A 15,320-nucleotide genomic window follows, 5' to 3' on the forward strand; every position below is an offset into this window, starting at 1 on the left:
GCCGTGCTATTGGTTCACGCTTGCGGGGCGGCGTGCTCGGGGGTCGCCGGTCGCACGAGGGCCACCTCCCTGTCCGACGAGGTGTTCGACGCTCCCGTCGCTCGCCCGTCTCGAGCGGGAGGTTTTTATCGGGAAGCGCCAAAATCACCGACATGACTCAATCCGGGCTCGACGACTTCGGGGAAGGGGACGCCGACGAGCGCCCCGCCGAGGAGGCGCGAGCCATCGCGGGCCGGGACGGCCAGACGGCCGACGCCCACGCACACGTCGACGTCGACACCGACTGGCTCCCCGACGCGCAAGGCACGCTCGAACTCGCGGTGACCCAGGTCGACTACACCGTCGAGGGCAGCAACGGCGACGAGACGCCCATCGTCCACGTCTTCGGCCGCACGCGCGACGACGACCTCGAACACGTCCGCGTCGTCGGCTTCCGGCCGTACTTCTACGCGCCGACCGACACGCTGGACGACGACAAACTCGACGACGACCGCATCACGGGCTACGAGGAGACCGACGACGACGACGGCGACCCCTACCGGAGCATCCGCGGGCAGCGGCTGACGAAGATATTCGGCCAGACGCCGCGCGACGTCGGGAACATCCGCGACCAGTTCGACCACTACGAGGCGGACATCCTCTTCCCCAACCGCTTTCTCATCGACAAGGACATCAACAGCGGCGTGCGCCTCCCGGAGCGTCGCCGCGAGGACGGTGACCTCGTCGTCCGACACGAGGAAGTAGCGCCCGCGGACGTCGAGGCGGACCTCCGCGTTCACACGTTCGACCTCGAGGTCGACGACCGCTCGGGGTTCCCCGAGGAGGGCGAGGAGCCGATAATCTGTCTCACGAGCCACGACAACTACAGCGACGAGTACGTCGCCTGGCTCTACGACGCGCCCGAGGCCACGGACGTCGCGCCCGAGGAACTCGCCGACTACGACCCGCTCCAGGAGGGTTCGGCGATAGACGTCCGCGTCTTCGACGAGGAGGAGGCGATGCTCGCGGCGTACCTCGACTACCTCGACGCGACCGACCCCGACCTGTTCACCGGCTGGAACGTCGACGACTTCGACATGCCGTACCTCATCGACCGCCTCGACGAACTCGCCGGTCGGCACCACGACCACGACCTCGACTCCGACCGCCTCTCGCGCGTGGACGAGGTGTGGCGCAGCGACTGGGGCGGTCCCACCGTCAAGGGCCGGGTGGTCTTCGACCTGCTGTACGCCTACAAGCGCACGCAGTTCAGCGAACTCGAATCGTACCGCCTCGACGCTGTCGGGGAGACGGAACTCGGCGTCGGCAAGGAGCGGTATCCCGGCGACATCGGCGACCTCTGGGAGCAGGACCCCGAGCGCCTGCTGGAGTACAACGTCAGGGACGTCGAGATCTGCGTCGAACTCGACCGCAAACAGGAGATAGTCGCGTTCTGGGAGGAGGTCGCCGCCTTCGTCGGCTGCAAGCTGGAGGACGCGACGACGCCCGGCGACGCGGTGGACGTCTACGTCCTCCACAAGGCCCACGGCGAGTTCGCGCTCCCGTCGAAGGGCCAGGTCGACAGCGAGGATTACGAGGGCGGTGCGGTGTTCGACCCCATCACGGGAGTCAGAGAGAACGTCACCGTCCTCGACCTGAAGTCGCTGTACCCGATGTCGATGGCGACGATCAACGCCAGTCCGGAGACGAAGGTCGACCCCGACGAGTACGACGGCGACACCTACCGCGCGCCGAACGGGACCCACTTCCGGAAGGACCGGAACGGCATCATCCGGGAGATAATCGACGAGACGCTCTCCGAGCGCGAGGAGAAGAAGGCGCTCCGGAACGAGCACGAACCGGAGACCGCGGAGTACGAGATATTCGACCGACAGCAGGCGGCGGTGAAGGTCATCATGAACAGCCTCTACGGCGTCCTGGGCTGGGAACGATTCCGCCTCTACGACAAGGAGATGGGAGCGGCCATCACCGCGACCGGACGGGAGGTCATCGAGTTCACCGAGACGGCGGCCCGCGAAGTGGGGTACGACGTGGCGTACGGCGACACCGACTCGGTCATGCTCGAACTGGGGAGCGAGTTCTCGAAGGAGGAGGCCATCGAGCAGTCGTTCGAGATAGAGGACCACATCAACGACCGGTACGACGAGTTCGCCCGGGAGGACCTGAACGCTGACGAGCACCGCTTCCAGATCGAGTTCGAGAAGCTCTACCGGCGGTTCTTCCAGGCGGGCAAGAAGAAACGCTACGCGGGCCACATCGTCTGGAAGGAGGGCAAGGACGTCGACGACATCGACATCACGGGCTTCGAGTACAAGCGCAGCGACATCGCACCTATCACGAAGGAGGTCCAGCGCGACGTCATCGAGATGATCGTCACCGGCGAGGACCTGGACGACGTGAAAGAGTACGTCCACGACATCATCGAGGACTTCCAGGCCGGAAACGTCGACCTGGACGACGTCGCGGTCCCGGGCGGCATCGGCAAGCGCCTCGACGACTACGACACCGACACCGCGCAGGTCCGGGGCGCGAAGTACGCCAACCTCCTGCTGGGGACGAACATCCAGCGCGGGAGCAAGCCGAAGCGTCTCTACCTGAAGAAGGTCCACCCCTCCTTCTTCGAGCGGGTGGAGAGCGAACGGGACTTCGACCCGCAGGCCGACCCCCTGTACCGCGAGTTCAAGAAGGACCCGGACGTCATCTGCTTCGAGTACGCGGACCAGATTCCCGACGAGTTCGAAATCGACTGGGACAAGATGCTCGAGAAGACGCTCAGGGGCCCGATTGCCCGCGTGCTGGAAGCGCTCGACATCTCCTGGGAGGAGGTAAAGAGCGGCCAGGAGCAGACCGGCCTGGGCAGTTTCACGTGAGCGCTCCGGCCCATCTCCGGTGAGGTCGGTGCGTGGCGTTTCCGGCCAGGTCAGCCCGGGCCATTTCACGGGAGGTCGGTCCGTCCCTTTGTCTTCGCGCGCGAAAGTATTACGTACAGAATACGAACGAAGACGGAGTGAGGTACTCGAGCACGGGAGGAACTCGGAGAACAGGAAACCGGTCGATTCCGGGCCGGAGAAGGGGAACGGGAGGGGTTCAGGGCGGGACCGTGAAGCCGCCTCTGACTGCCTCGAACGGGTTTGCCGGGAGTGATGGTACCACGCCGGATTTCACCCTTCGGAAAAGAATTTTCCCGTTCTGGAAACCGATTGCAGACGCTTGCGAAACTGTTATGGGACGACCGCCCCTTCATCAAAACGACTTAGGTGAACCTAACGATGGCAACACTGGAACTCAAAAACGTCCACGCGGAGGTCGTGGAGGAAGACGAGAAGATTCTCAACGGAGTGGACCTGGAGGTCCGCTCGGGCGAGATTCACGCGCTGATGGGACCGAACGGAAGCGGGAAGTCGACGACGGCGAAGATCGTCGCCGGCCATCCCGCCTACGAAGTAACAGAAGGGGAGGTACTCGTCCACCTCGACGACGAGGACTTCGACGACGAGATTCCGGAGGACAAGCGAACCTGGAATCTGCTGGAGATGGAGCCGAACGAGCGCGCGGCGCTCGGCGTCTTCCTCGGCTTCCAGTACCCCGCAGAGATAGAGGGGGTCACGATGGCGAACTTCCTCCGGACCGCGCTCAACGCCAAGCTCGAAGAGCGCGAAGAGCTGTTCGAGGACGAAGACGAGGCCGCCGAAGCGGACGAGGAAGAAGACGACGAGGGCTACGAGACGAGCCCGATGGAAGGTCCCGCCGACGAGGGCGAGGTCGGCGTCGCCGAGTTCCAGCAGATCCTCCAGGAGAAGATGGAACAGCTCGACATGGACGAGAAGTTCGCCCAGCGCTATCTGAACGCCGGCTTCTCCGGCGGGGAGAAGAAACAGAACGAGGTGCTGCAGGCCGCGATTCTCGAACCGTCCATCGCGGTGCTCGACGAGATCGACTCCGGTCTCGACATCGACCGCCTGCAGGACGTCTCGAAAGGCATCAACGCCCTGCGCGACGAGCAGGGGACCGGCATCCTTCAGATCACGCACTACCAGCGCATCCTCGACTACGTCGAACCCGACCACGTCCACGTGATGCTCGACGGTGAGGTCGCCATGAGCGGCGGTGCCGAACTCGCCGAGAAGCTCGAGGACAAGGGTTACGACTGGGTGCGCGACGAAGTCTACCAGACCGCATAAAGTGATATCATGAGCTCCGACCAGGATCATCTCAAAGAGACAGACACCGAGGAACGATTCGCGTTCAAGAAAGAAGAACAGGCCGCGGTCAGGTCCGACAAGGGACTGACCGAAGAGGTCGTCCGCCTCATCAGTGAGGACAAGGACGAACCCGAATGGATGCTCGAGCGCCGCCTTCGCGCGCTGGAGCACTACCAGAACATGCCCCTGCCGACGGACTGGCCCGGCCAGCCCGACCTCACGGAACTGGACATCGAGGAGATCGTCCCCTACATCCGTCCCGACGTCGACAAGCGCGAGGGAGCGGACAGCTGGGACGACCTCCCCGAGGACATCCAGGACACGTTCGAGAAACTGGGCATCCCGGAGGCCGAACGGAAGGCACTCTCCGGCGTCGGCGCCCAGTACGAGTCCGAGGTCGTCTACCAGAACATGCAGGAGCAGTGGGAGGAGAAAGGCGTGGTCTTCTGCAACATGGACGAGGCCGTCCAGGAGCACGAAGACCTCGTGAAGGAGTACTTCATGACCTCCTGCGTGCCGCCGTCGGACAACAAGTTCGCGGCGCTTCACGGCGCGGTGTGGTCCGGCGGGTCGTTCGTCTACGTGCCCGAGGACGTCACCGTCGAGATGCCCGTGCAGGCGTACTTCCGGATGAACTCCGAGGGCATGGGCCAGTTCGAGCACACCCTCATCATCGCCGAAGAGGGGAGCGAGGTCCACTACATCGAGGGCTGTTCCGCGCCGAAGTACGGCAGCCACAACCTCCACTCCGGCGGCGTCGAGGTGTTCGTCGGCGAGGACGCCCACGTCCAGTACTCGACCGTGCAGAACTGGTCGAAGAACACCTACAACCTCAACACCAAGCGCGCGCTCGTCGAGGCCGGCGGCCGCATGGAGTGGGTCTCGGGCAGCATGGGGTCGAAGGCCACCATGCTGTACCCCTGCTCCGTGCTGAAGGGTCGCGGCGCGTCCACGAACAACATCACCATCGCGTTCGCGGGCGAGGGCCAGAACATCGACACCGGCGCGAAGGTGTACCACAACGCGCCGAAGACGAACTCCACCATCGAGTCCAAGTCCATCAGCAAGGACGGCGGCCGCACCAACTACCGCGGTCTCGTCCACATCAGCGACGGTGCGGTGGACTCCTCGACCAGCGTCGAGTGTGACGCGCTGATGTTCGACAACGAGAGCACGTCGGACACCATGCCGTACATGGAGATCAACGAGGACCGCGTCGACGTCGCCCACGAGGCGACCGTCGGGAAGATCGGCGACGAGGACGTGTTCTACCTCCAGAGTCGCGGTCTCGACGACGACGACGCGAAGCAGATGATCGTCTCCGGGTTCATCGAGCCCATCACGGAGGAACTGCCCATCGAGTACGCGGTCGAACTGAACCGCCTCATCGAACTCGAAATGGAGGGGAGCCTCGGATGAGCACGCAGGTGCATCGCTCCATCTCCGAAGAGACCGTCCGCCAGATCTCCGACGAACTCGACGAGCCGGAATGGCTGCTGGAGACGCGACTGGACGCGCTGGCGGCGCTCGAGGAACTCGACATGCCCGACGTCATCCGGACGCCGGGCCGCGACTGGACGAACCTCCACGCGCTCGACTTCGAGAGCTTCGTCGATCCGTTGAACGCGGCCGAGGAGAAAGACCAGGTCGGCCCCGACGAGGCCGAGGTGCTGTCCATCGCGGACGCCGTCGACGAGCACGAAGACCTCGTTCGCGAGCACTTCGGCTCGGTCGTCGACCCGCAGGAGAACTACCTGACGGCGCTGTCGACCGCGCTCTTCAGCACTGGGACGGTCGTCTACGTCCCGGAGGGCGTCGACGCGGAGGACGTCACCATCCGGACGACGATGAACAGCCAGTCGCTTTTCAACTACACGCTCGTCGTCACCGAACGGTCGAGTTCGGTGACCATCCTCGAACGGCAGTCGACCGGCGAAAGCGAAGCCGCCGGAGTCGAGGGAGAGCGCTACTACAGCGGCCTCGTCGAAGTCGTCGCGGGCGAGAACAGCCACGTCCAGTACGGCTCCCTGCAGGAACTCGACGACGAGACGTACAACTACACGCTCAAGCGCGGTAGCGCCGACGACTACGCAACGGTCAACTGGATCGAGGGCAACCTCGGCTCGCGGCTCACGAAGTCGAGCGTCGAGACCGAACTCGACGGCGAGTCGTCCGAGACCAAGACCGTTGGCGCGTTCTTCGGCCACGACGACCAGCACTTCGACATCGCCGCGCGCGTGTGGCACAACGCTGCCCACACGACCGCCGACCTCATCACCCGAGGCGTCCTCGACGACACCGCCCGTTCCGTGTACGAGGGCGTCCAGGACGTCGGCAGCGACGCGTGGGACACCAGCTCCTACCAGCGCGAGAACACGCTGATGCTGAGCGACGGCAGCGAGGCCGACGCCTCCCCCAAGCTCATCATCAACAACCACGACACCGAAGCCAGCCACTCCGCGACCGTCGGCCAGATCGACTCGGAGGACCTGTTCTACATGACCTCCCGGGGCGTCGACGACGAGAGCGCGAGAAACATGCTCGTCGAAGGGTTCTTCGTCCCCGTCCTCGAGGAAGTCGAGGTCGAGGAACTCGAAGAGGACCTGGAGACGAAGATCGGCGAACGACTGCGGGCCTGAGGATGTCGGTCGGCGAACGCGTCTCGTCGAACCGCCAACTCGCCCGCCTGCTCCAGATAGGCGTGGTGCTCGAAGAGGTCGTCGAGGCGCGGGCCGCCCGCCACTACGAGTCACTTTCTTCGGCGGAGCGCGACGAACTGCGCGAGGACGTCCGCGAACTACTGACGGAAGCGCGCGAGGAGTCCGCGGAGCACCGCGAGCGTCTCGAAACGCTCGTCGACGAACTCGACGCGGAGTCGGTACCGTTCGAGGAGATAGAGTCGCTGGTCGAGGCCACCTACGCCCAGACGGGACCGGAGGACTTCGACGGCGTCCTCTACGACCAGCTCCACGGCGAGGAGACGGCCTACAAGTTCTACGACGACCTCATCGACGCCATCGAAGCCAGCGACGCGCAGTTCGCGCTCGACCGTGAAGAGCTACTCGCTACGTTGAAAGCGATTCGGGAGGAAGAGGCCGAGGGCGTCGAGGAAGTGACCGAGGTCATGGAGGCCCGAGAATGAACACTGCAGACCAGTATCTGAAGGCGATCTACCTCGTACAGCAGATGGAGAACGGGCCAGCCTCGACCGGCGCACTGGCCGACCGGCTCGACGTGAGTCCGGCCAGCGTCAACGAGATGATCGGCAAACTACAGGACCGTGGCCTCGCCGACCACGAGAAGTACAAGGGGGTCTCGCTGACCGACGAGGGTATCGAGCAGGCCCACGAGGCGCTCCAGACCTACTGCATCATCGAGCGCTTCCTCCACAACGTCCTCGAGGTCGAGGAGTTCCCGAGCGAGGCGAAGGCGCTCGAGAGCGTCATCGACGACACCGTCGCGGAGCGACTCGACACGATCATCGACCGCGAACCACAGTGCCCGGACTGCTTCGACGCCCGGGCCGACATGTGCGCCGAACTGGTCCGAGAAGGCGAAGCCGACTAGTACGGGTCCTTCTCGGGGCTTTCGATTGCGATACGTTCAAGTGTCTCATCGCGTTAGAATCGGGTGACGTCCCACGGAAGTCCCGTGGTGTAGCGGCCAATCATATGGGCCTTTGGACGTAACGGGTTACGAGTCGTTACGGGAGCAAGCCCATGACGGCGGTTCGAATCCGCCCGGGACTATACTAATTTTTATCATAGTCCGACGTTTATTAATTGAGGTAGCCACCTCTCAACCGGAGGTGCCGCCGCATGACGGAGTCCTGCCCACACTGCGACTCCCCCATCCTACAGGCGGTCGTTACCGGCCCCACCGTTGCCGAGGTCGTTCCCTGCGGGTGTCTCCTTCCTCCCCAGCAGGTCACCGGGGGTGAGCACTGATGGGTGCACAGAAGCCGTGCCCGCAGTGTGACGCCGTCTCGGGTCGCTGCTACCGCCGTGCAAAGATGGCCCCTGGTCGGATTCGTGTCACCAAGTCTCGCCCCGTAGTTCGGGGGGGCATTCGCGTTCGCCGAGGCGCTCATTCCGCTGGTAGTAGACGTTGACTGTGGCCGAGAAAAACACTGCTGCAGAAATGAATGCCATCCACGCGACGGCAGGAAGTCGCGAAATCAGCGTCGCGTCGAACCAGACCGCGGCAGTGAGTCCGAAACAGACTGCTCCTAACCCCAGATAATACTCGCTCCACGGGATGTCGCGATCGGGGACGACTTCGAGGTACACGTCGAGTTGTTCCGCTTCGTCAGTGAGTTCGGCCATGCCGGTACGTGGCCTGTACTCGATGATTCCCTGGTCCGCGAGTTTCGGGAGATGAATCTGCTGAAGCGAGTTGTACACTCTTTTTCGTTGTGTGGAAGTGACTGCTTCCGTTGGTATTCCGTTCTCCCATGCAGCCACCTGATCGGCGATGTCAGCGATGGAGAGGGACTCTTCGCGCTTCAGATAGTGAAGTGCGTATCGGCGCCGCCGGTTTCGGAGCAGGTGGAACGCGTCGTCACGCGAGAGTGATTGGCTTTCCTTTTCCCGTTGCTCAGTGAGTGATTGTGCTGTTCCATTGTTGACCCCCGTCTGACGCATGTCCGACTATACTGACAACTACACTATATATAAGAGTAACTTATATTTTAATCGGTGGAATCTTGGAATACATGATTTCCATCATTGAGCGAACCGCGTCAGCGGTGAGCGAGGAAAGCGGGAAAATCACGGAGACCGTGTCGGAGCGAACAGCGAAGTCGCGTCGAAATCTAACCGTGGACTACTCTCGATGCCAAGGAGGTCGAGGATGGTAGGAGCGACTGCACGTGCATCGATCGAATCGTCCAGGTAGCTGTCCGGCGCAGCGGGTCCACCAAGTCCGTAGAAGGCCAACGATTCGTCGTCGACTCGTCCGTGCGATCCACGTATCTTCGAAGGAGTGAGTGAGACGAGGCCCGATTCACCGACGAACAATTCGCACGGGTCGTACCCCGGTTTCGCGTGGATGTCCATGTCAGTCGCGTACTGTGGAGCGTCATCGTGGTCCTCCCACCAATAGTACTGGAACCAGGCGTTCGAGTCAGCGACAAGCACGAGCTCACCGGTATTTGGATGGTCGACCTGATGGTCGTCTTTACCCGATTCATCCAGCACCTGCTCGACACCTTCCAGCCCGGCAAGCATTTCACGAACCTCAGGAAGCACGTCAGCAGTGATGTACACGTGAGCGACCTGATGATCGACCATCGCGAACGCGTCGGACTGGGGAAGGTCCACCTCTTCGCCGCCGTCACCATCGTCACAGACCGAGAGAAAGCCAGCGTCGCGGAGGGCACGGTTGGGGAAGACAGGGGTATCGACACGGTGAAAGCCGTACTCGCTGACAGCATTCACGACGGTTTCGTCCCAGCGGTCGTCCTCGCGGAGAAAGTCGAGGAACGTCCCGACCGTCCTGTCGACCGTTTCGAGCGCGTCGTCGAATTCCGGGGTGTCCGGGCCGTATCGCTGCGCGTCGTAGTCCAGGTGGGGAACGTACACCCAGAGCAAGTCAGGGTCGTGCCGCTCGATCGCCTCGCGGGCGGCAGTCAGAATCCACTCGCTGCTACGTTCGTTGGCTCCTGGTCCCCAGTAGTGATGAAGCGGGAAATGACCGTATTCAGCTTCTAGCTCGTCGTAGAACTCATCTGGATTGGTCCAACAATTCATTTCTAGTAGGTTGTTGTCCTCGTCCTCAATTGGCGAAGGTGTCACCGCTACGTCGGCGTCTGTCCCGATGAGGTGCTGAAAGAACAATACCCCCGTGGTCACTCCAGCATCGCTCACAGCATCCCAGATGTGGGTGCGGTCACCACGATCGCGCTCCCAGAATGCGACCGTATCGGCATCACGGTCGTACTCACCGTTCGCTACGTCGCCGTGACTCTCCGGCGACTGCCCGGTCGCTAGCGTCGTCTGGACCGGCACCGTGACCGCTGGGAACGGCGGCCGGAGGTCAGTCGTCAACTCTTCGCTGAAGAACTCGGTCAGATTCGGTGTACGTCCAGTCCCGAGATGGTCGCGCTGCAAACCGACGATATCTAAGACGATGACGCGGCCAGCCGTACTCGGCGGGTCAGACCTGGTCATCCGAGTACCACCTCGGGCGCGTGCCGTTCGACATACTCGTCGAGGAGTTCGAACTGTCGGGAGAGGTCGTGTTCGTCGACGCCGAGTGGGGCCTTGAAAAACGACGCGAGCTGCGGCTGGAGCCCTGCCTCGTCATGCTCGTCGGCGTGTGCGAGCAGGCGAACGAGGTCCAACACGAGCGGTGCGGCGAGCGCCGAATCCGAGCCCTCCCACGTGAACTGCATCGTCATCTCGGTGTTGAGAAAGCCCTCGAAGTGAATGTAGTCCCATGCCGTCTTCCAGTCGTTTAATGAGGGGGTGTAGTCGATACGCACCCGATTGTGACCGATGTCCGGCAGAATTGAGCTGAGCACGCCACCCTTGCTTTCCAGTTTCCCTGCCTTGTTGTGGTCGTCCTCGAGGACTTTTCCGTCAGCGTTGCCGAGGATGTTGTGACCTTCCCACGACTGGACGTGGAGATTGCGTCCGCCGAACATGGGGGCGAGTGCTGACTTGACGAGCGTTTCTCCTGTCTTGGCGTCTCGCCCCATGTGAGGCACGTTTTGCTCCCGGGCGAGTTCCCGGAGTCCGCCGAGCGCTGAGCCTGTACTCGGCGTGAAGTTGACGTACGGATGGCCGTCCACGAGCGCGGCGTAGGCGTACAGCGCGCTCGCAGGGAGATCGCGATCGTCGTCGTCGATTGCGCGTTCGACTGCCTCGCGCGTCTCGTAGCGATCGGGGTCCTCTAGTGGTGGCTCGGTCGAGGCAACGTTGACCACTACCATACGGGTGAGGTCGTGGTCCTGTTCGAACGATGCGTAGTCGGCTCGTATTCGGTCGACGACGTCACCAATGGCAAGTTGGGCTTCGAGCGGTTCTTCGTCCGTGAGGTCGTCCACTGCAGTGCCACAGTTGACTGCTGTTCCGGTCTCGACTCGGTCGTCGATACGGCGGAGATCGTCCGCTACTGCATCGACGGTGGCTGGGTCGGGGACGCCGTTTGCAGAGAGTCGCTGCGCCGTTTCGAGGAGTCCGGTTTCTCGGACGTCGTGGCCGCCGAAAACGAACTCGTCGACGGCTGGAAGCGCTAGTCGCGAGTACTGGTCGCGGGCCGTCACCAGGCCGGTCGTGTCTATCTCGTCGCGTGCCAGAGCGCATGCGCCGACCATCGTCGTGGTCGCCACGTTGCCGCGTGCTCCAATCAGCCAAACTCCTGTCTGTGTCATCGGTGTGACTTTGCCTAACTATCAACTTTATTATCGTATACATAACATTATACTTCGCGCCCGAAAGCGGAGGCAGAAACCGTTCTTCTTCCGCATGTCGGGTGGCATCAGCACTGATAACACAGCTACCTTATTCATAATAAAGTATAAACTACAATATTTCAAACTCGATGCGCGTAATCGACCCCCACATGCACATGGTATCGCGGTCAAGTGACGACTACGAACGCGCCCGACGGGCAGGCATCGACTGCTGCATCGAACCAGCGTTCTGGAGCGGAACCGACAAGCAACACGCGGGCTCGTTCTTCGACTACTTCGAACACCTCATCGACTTCGAGACCGAGCGCGCCGACCGGGCCGCCGGAATGGACCACTACGTCACCATCGCCCTCGAACCGAAGGAAGCCAACTATCCGGAGATGGCCGAGACGGTGATGGAACGGCTCCCCGAGTACCTCGACCGCGAAAACGTCGTCGGCGTCGGCGAAATCGGTCTCGATCGGGGGACCGAGGAGGAAGAGTACGCATTCCGCAAGCAACTCCGGATGGCCGAAGAGCGCGAACTGCCCGTCATCGTCCACACCCCACACGAAAACAAGCCGGAAGGGACCGAGCGACTCGTCGAGATGATTCAGGAGGAGGACGTCACCGAAGAACGAATCATCATCGACCACAACACCGAAGACACCATCGACACCTCGCTTCGGACCGACTGCTGGCTCGGATTCACCCTCTATCCCGGCAAGATAGAAGACGAGACGGCCATCGACCTGCTGGAGGAGTACGGCACCGACAAGATGATTCTCAACAGCGCCGCTGACTGGGACCCCTCCGACCCCCTCGCCGTGCCGAAGGCCCGCGACAAGATGCTCGACCGTGGATGGGACCGCGAGGAGGTTCGCAAGGTCGTCTTCGACAATCCCTACGCGTTCTTCGACCAGTCGCCGAACTTCGACTACGAGCGCTGAGACCTGCCCATGCAATTTGCTTTTTCAGCCAACGCGTTCCACGAGTACAGCCCCGTCGAGACCATCGAGACCCTGGCCGCTATCGGGTACGACGGCGTCGAACTCCTGTTCGGCGGCTCCCACCTCCATCCCTCTGACACCGACGAGGACGACATTGCCGCAGTCACGAACGCACTCGACGACACTGGGCTCGACATCAGTAACTGCAACGCATTCATGATGTCGGCGGAGGACTTCCAACACCCTTCGTACATCGAGGCAGACCCCCAGTACCGCGAGCGACGCGTCGACTACACGCGTCAGGCACTCGAACTGGCGGCTGCGTTCGATGCAGACTCTATCTCCATCCAACCGGGCGGACCCATCCCCGACGGAAAGTCGTACGCGTGGGGTGTCGAGACGTTCACCGAGAGCCTGCAGACGGTCGTCCCGACGGCTGAACAGGTGGGCGTAGACATTTTGATCGAACCCGAGCCGGACTTGCTCATCGAGACTGCCGACCAGTATCTCGACATCGCGCACCGGATCGACTCCACGGCGGTCGGCTGCAACTTCGACGCTGGCCACCTCTTCTGTGTCGGTGAAGATCCCGTCCGTGCCGTCGAGAAACTCAGCGGCTCCACCCCGCACTACCACCTCGAAGATATCCCTGCCGACCGCACGCACGAACACACGCAGTTAGGCGACGGTGCGATGAACATTGACGGCTTCTTGGAGGCCGTCGAGGACACGGGCTACGATGGGTTCGTCACCGTCGAACTCTACCCGTACCAGGAGACCGCTGCCGAAACCGCCCGCGACGCGTACGCCTATCTCGACGAACACGGGTGGATCTGACTGTGGCGCTTTCCCAGCCCGGTACGCGCGGTGTGCGAGACACCGCAGCCGCGTACGCCGCGCTGGTCCGCGTCCCTAATCTCTTCACCGCACCCCCCGACGTGATAGCCGGAGCGGCCCTCGCCGTTACCGCCGGCGCACACCTCTCGACTACAGCCGTCACTGGCGTGGCCGTCGTGTCGATGCTACTCTACGCTGGCGGGACCACCCTCAACGATTATTTCGACGCGCCGGTCGACGCGACCGAGCGACCGGAACGGCCAATCCCCGCCGGCCACGTTGCGAGGCCGGTCGCTGGCATCCTCGGTGTTACCTTCCTCGTCGGTGCCGTCCTCACCGCCGCCATCATCGCCGGGACGGATGCCGGCATCGCCGCTGGCGCGGTCGCACTCGCCGTCGTAGTGTATGATGGGATTCTGAAAGGCGGACCGGCGGGCTTTCTCGCGATGGGCATAGCACGAGGGTTGAACGTCCTGCTCGGGACGACAGCCACGACCGCATCACTTTCGTCGTTGCCCTCGTGGACGCTTGCGATTCCAGTCGTCGTCACCGCGTATATCGCCGGCGTCACGTACGTGGCCGCCGCGGAGGCGACCGGTGTTGACCGGCGGGCTGTGGTGGTCGCAGGCGTCGGCGCGGCTACCGCAGGACTGGGTGCAGTGGCACTACTCGTAACCGTCGGATTCGATGCCGACTCGGTCGCGCTCCTCGTCGCGATCGCGCTCGCCGGCGGGTTTCTGCTCGTGACGGGCCGAGCACTCCGACGTGCCTACCGAGACCCGTCACCGGAGACGGTCGGACCAGTGGTCGGGACGTGCGTGCTGGCGCTCGTCGTCTTCGACGCGGCAGTCGCAGGCATCGCAGGGCTCGGCTGGACACTGACAGCAGTCGCGTTCCTCGTCCCTGCAACCCTGCTCTCGCGATTCTTCGACATATCATGACACCGAACTATAACACATGCAACTGACCCACGCCACCCCTCGAACGAGGACACGATCACCGACGGTGTATCGAGAGCGAACCCCACTCCAGAGCCCCACCGAGGGGCGTTCCAGCAATCACTCATGGTCGAATTAGCCTTCTCCACGAACGCCTACACCAAGTACACACTGCCAGAGGCTGTCCACCGAATCGCCGACCACGGCTACACTGGAGTCGAACTCCTCGGCGACGAGCCTCACGCCTACTTTCCGGCGTTCGATGACGAGGACGTCCACGCGGTGTGCGATGCCCTGGATGCGACCGGCCTGTCGGTGTCGAACATCAATGCCAACACGGCAATGGGCTACTACGACGACGCACCGCCCTCAGCGTTCTTCGAACCGAGCATCATCACCGACGAGGACGAAGACCGGGCGTGGCGGATTACGTACACGAAGCGAGCCATCGATCTTGCCGCGGCGGTCGGATCGCCGGCCGTCTGTCTCGCCACGGGACGTCCCCTTCCAGGCAATCCGCCCGAACGAGCCCACGAGTACCTCCGTGACTCCCTCCACGAGATTCTCGACTACGCAGAGGCACGCGGCGTCGACGTCGGGATCGAGTTCGAGCCGGAACTACTCGTCGAATGTACCGACGAGGTGCTCGACCTCATCGACGACGTCGGACGTGAATCGCTGGGTGTCAATCTCGATATCGGTCATGCAGCCGTGTACGGAGAAGACCTTACCGAGACGATCCATCGGAGTGCAGGCCACATCACCGGGATTCACCTGGAAGACATCGTGGGCGGACGACGAGGGAACCACTACCACCGTATCCCGGGCGAAGGAGATCTCGACTTCCGCGCAGTGTTCGACGCGCTAGACGACATCAACTACGAGGGGTTCGTCACACTCGAACTGTACACGTATCCCGACGAGCCGGACTATGCCGCCGAACGGGCCTACGAGGAACTCACGCGGTACAGTTGAGGACTTCCCGGGTCGCTTCGCC

The 15,320-nt window shown here is 62.7% G+C and carries 14 protein-coding genes and 1 tRNA gene; 12 read left to right on the plus strand and 3 right to left on the minus strand.

Annotated elements, in window-relative coordinates:
- Positions 1-152 precede the first annotated feature (152 nt).
- From ACTF4R_RS02755 to ACTF4R_RS02790, 8 genes are all read left to right on the plus strand, one after another.
- Positions 153-2,870 carry a DNA-directed DNA polymerase gene (locus ACTF4R_RS02755; RefSeq protein ID WP_440006057.1) on the plus strand — a complete coding sequence of 906 codons (2,718 nt, stop codon included), beginning with the start codon at positions 153-155 and terminating at the stop codon, positions 2,868-2,870.
- Between the two features lie 399 nt (positions 2,871-3,269).
- A complete protein-coding gene (locus ACTF4R_RS02760) occupies positions 3,270-4,181 on the plus strand; it encodes an ABC transporter ATP-binding protein (protein ID WP_113275674.1) in 912 nt (303 codons plus the stop codon).
- A 9-nt stretch (positions 4,182-4,190) separates the two neighbouring features.
- Entirely contained in the window at positions 4,191-5,621 is a 1,431-nt protein-coding gene (sufB, locus tag ACTF4R_RS02765) for a Fe-S cluster assembly protein SufB (RefSeq protein WP_113275675.1), read from the plus strand.
- Entirely contained in the window at positions 5,618-6,841 is a 1,224-nt protein-coding gene (sufD, locus tag ACTF4R_RS02770) for a Fe-S cluster assembly protein SufD (protein WP_433624305.1), read from the plus strand. Before sufB ends, sufD begins: the two co-directional genes overlap by 4 nt.
- Before the next feature lie 2 nt (positions 6,842-6,843).
- Complete coding sequence (locus ACTF4R_RS02775) at positions 6,844-7,344, plus strand: ferritin-like domain-containing protein (RefSeq protein ID WP_440006060.1); 501 nt, start codon at positions 6,844-6,846, stop codon at positions 7,342-7,344.
- Positions 7,341-7,769 carry a metal-dependent transcriptional regulator gene (locus ACTF4R_RS02780; RefSeq protein ID WP_433624309.1) on the plus strand — a complete coding sequence of 143 codons (429 nt, stop codon included), beginning with the start codon at positions 7,341-7,343 and terminating at the stop codon, positions 7,767-7,769. The genes ACTF4R_RS02775 and ACTF4R_RS02780 overlap by 4 nt, the downstream gene beginning before the upstream one ends.
- A gap of 78 nt (positions 7,770-7,847) precedes the next feature.
- A tRNA-Gln gene (locus tag ACTF4R_RS02785) sits at positions 7,848-7,951 on the plus strand.
- A gap of 69 nt (positions 7,952-8,020) precedes the next feature.
- Complete coding sequence (locus ACTF4R_RS02790; protein WP_440006062.1) at positions 8,021-8,149, plus strand: hypothetical protein; 129 nt, start codon at positions 8,021-8,023, stop codon at positions 8,147-8,149.
- A gap of 87 nt (positions 8,150-8,236) precedes the next feature.
- On the opposite strand, the gene ACTF4R_RS02795 is transcribed toward ACTF4R_RS02790, so the two are convergent.
- The 3 genes from ACTF4R_RS02795 to ACTF4R_RS02805 all read right to left on the minus strand — a co-directional run bounded on the left by ACTF4R_RS02795 (position 8,237) and on the right by ACTF4R_RS02805 (position 11,577).
- A complete protein-coding gene (locus ACTF4R_RS02795; RefSeq protein WP_440006064.1) occupies positions 8,237-8,845 on the minus strand; it encodes a DUF7344 domain-containing protein in 609 nt (202 codons plus the stop codon).
- Positions 8,846-8,971: 126 nt separating this feature from the next.
- Positions 8,972-10,372 carry an alkaline phosphatase family protein gene (locus tag ACTF4R_RS02800; RefSeq protein WP_440006066.1) on the minus strand — a complete coding sequence of 467 codons (1,401 nt, stop codon included), beginning with the start codon at positions 10,370-10,372 and terminating at the stop codon, positions 8,972-8,974.
- Positions 10,369-11,577 (minus strand): inositol-3-phosphate synthase, encoded by a 1,209-nt coding sequence (locus ACTF4R_RS02805; protein ID WP_440006068.1) that lies wholly within the window; start codon positions 11,575-11,577, stop codon positions 10,369-10,371. Before ACTF4R_RS02805 ends, ACTF4R_RS02800 begins: the two co-directional genes overlap by 4 nt.
- A gap of 170 nt (positions 11,578-11,747) precedes the next feature.
- On the opposite strand from ACTF4R_RS02805, the gene ACTF4R_RS02810 reads away from it, so the two are divergent.
- From ACTF4R_RS02810 to ACTF4R_RS02825, 4 genes are all read left to right on the plus strand, one after another.
- Complete coding sequence (locus ACTF4R_RS02810) at positions 11,748-12,548, plus strand: TatD family hydrolase (RefSeq protein ID WP_440006069.1); 801 nt, start codon at positions 11,748-11,750, stop codon at positions 12,546-12,548.
- A gap of 9 nt (positions 12,549-12,557) precedes the next feature.
- Entirely contained in the window at positions 12,558-13,385 is an 828-nt protein-coding gene (locus ACTF4R_RS02815) for a sugar phosphate isomerase/epimerase family protein (RefSeq protein ID WP_440006071.1), read from the plus strand.
- Entirely contained in the window at positions 13,376-14,326 is a 951-nt protein-coding gene (locus tag ACTF4R_RS02820) for a UbiA family prenyltransferase (RefSeq protein WP_440006073.1), read from the plus strand. The genes ACTF4R_RS02815 and ACTF4R_RS02820 overlap by 10 nt, the downstream gene beginning before the upstream one ends.
- Before the next feature lie 123 nt (positions 14,327-14,449).
- The gene (locus tag ACTF4R_RS02825) at positions 14,450-15,298 is read left to right on the plus strand and encodes a sugar phosphate isomerase/epimerase family protein (protein ID WP_440006075.1); all 849 of its coding nucleotides are present in this window, start codon (positions 14,450-14,452) and stop codon (positions 15,296-15,298) included.
- The last annotated feature ends 22 nt before the right edge of the window (positions 15,299-15,320 follow it).

The sequence above is a fragment of the Halomicrococcus pelagicus genome (assembly GCF_051917725.1).
In the GTDB taxonomy this organism is placed as follows: Archaea; Halobacteriota; Halobacteria; order Halobacteriales; family Haladaptataceae; genus Halomicrococcus.

Coding starts and splice junctions, on each gene's coding strand:
- ACTF4R_RS02795 (WP_440006064.1), bottom strand. CDS start 8,845: ATGCGTCAGACGGGGGTCAACAATGGAACAGCACAATCACTCACTGAG.
- sufD (WP_433624305.1), top strand. CDS start 5,618: ATGAGCACGCAGGTGCATCGCTCCATCTCCGAAGAGACCGTCCGCCAG.
- ACTF4R_RS02810 (WP_440006069.1), top strand. CDS start 11,748: ATGCGCGTAATCGACCCCCACATGCACATGGTATCGCGGTCAAGTGAC.
- ACTF4R_RS02825 (WP_440006075.1), top strand. CDS start 14,450: ATGGTCGAATTAGCCTTCTCCACGAACGCCTACACCAAGTACACACTG.
- ACTF4R_RS02755 (WP_440006057.1), top strand. CDS start 153: ATGACTCAATCCGGGCTCGACGACTTCGGGGAAGGGGACGCCGACGAG.
- sufB (WP_113275675.1), top strand. CDS start 4,191: ATGAGCTCCGACCAGGATCATCTCAAAGAGACAGACACCGAGGAACGA.
- ACTF4R_RS02760 (WP_113275674.1), top strand. CDS start 3,270: ATGGCAACACTGGAACTCAAAAACGTCCACGCGGAGGTCGTGGAGGAA.
- ACTF4R_RS02790 (WP_440006062.1), top strand. CDS start 8,021: ATGACGGAGTCCTGCCCACACTGCGACTCCCCCATCCTACAGGCGGTC.
- ACTF4R_RS02780 (WP_433624309.1), top strand. CDS start 7,341: ATGAACACTGCAGACCAGTATCTGAAGGCGATCTACCTCGTACAGCAG.
- ACTF4R_RS02800 (WP_440006066.1), bottom strand. CDS start 10,372: ATGACCAGGTCTGACCCGCCGAGTACGGCTGGCCGCGTCATCGTCTTA.
- ACTF4R_RS02815 (WP_440006071.1), top strand. CDS start 12,558: ATGCAATTTGCTTTTTCAGCCAACGCGTTCCACGAGTACAGCCCCGTC.
- ACTF4R_RS02805 (WP_440006068.1), bottom strand. CDS start 11,577: ATGACACAGACAGGAGTTTGGCTGATTGGAGCACGCGGCAACGTGGCG.
- ACTF4R_RS02775 (WP_440006060.1), top strand. CDS start 6,844: ATGTCGGTCGGCGAACGCGTCTCGTCGAACCGCCAACTCGCCCGCCTG.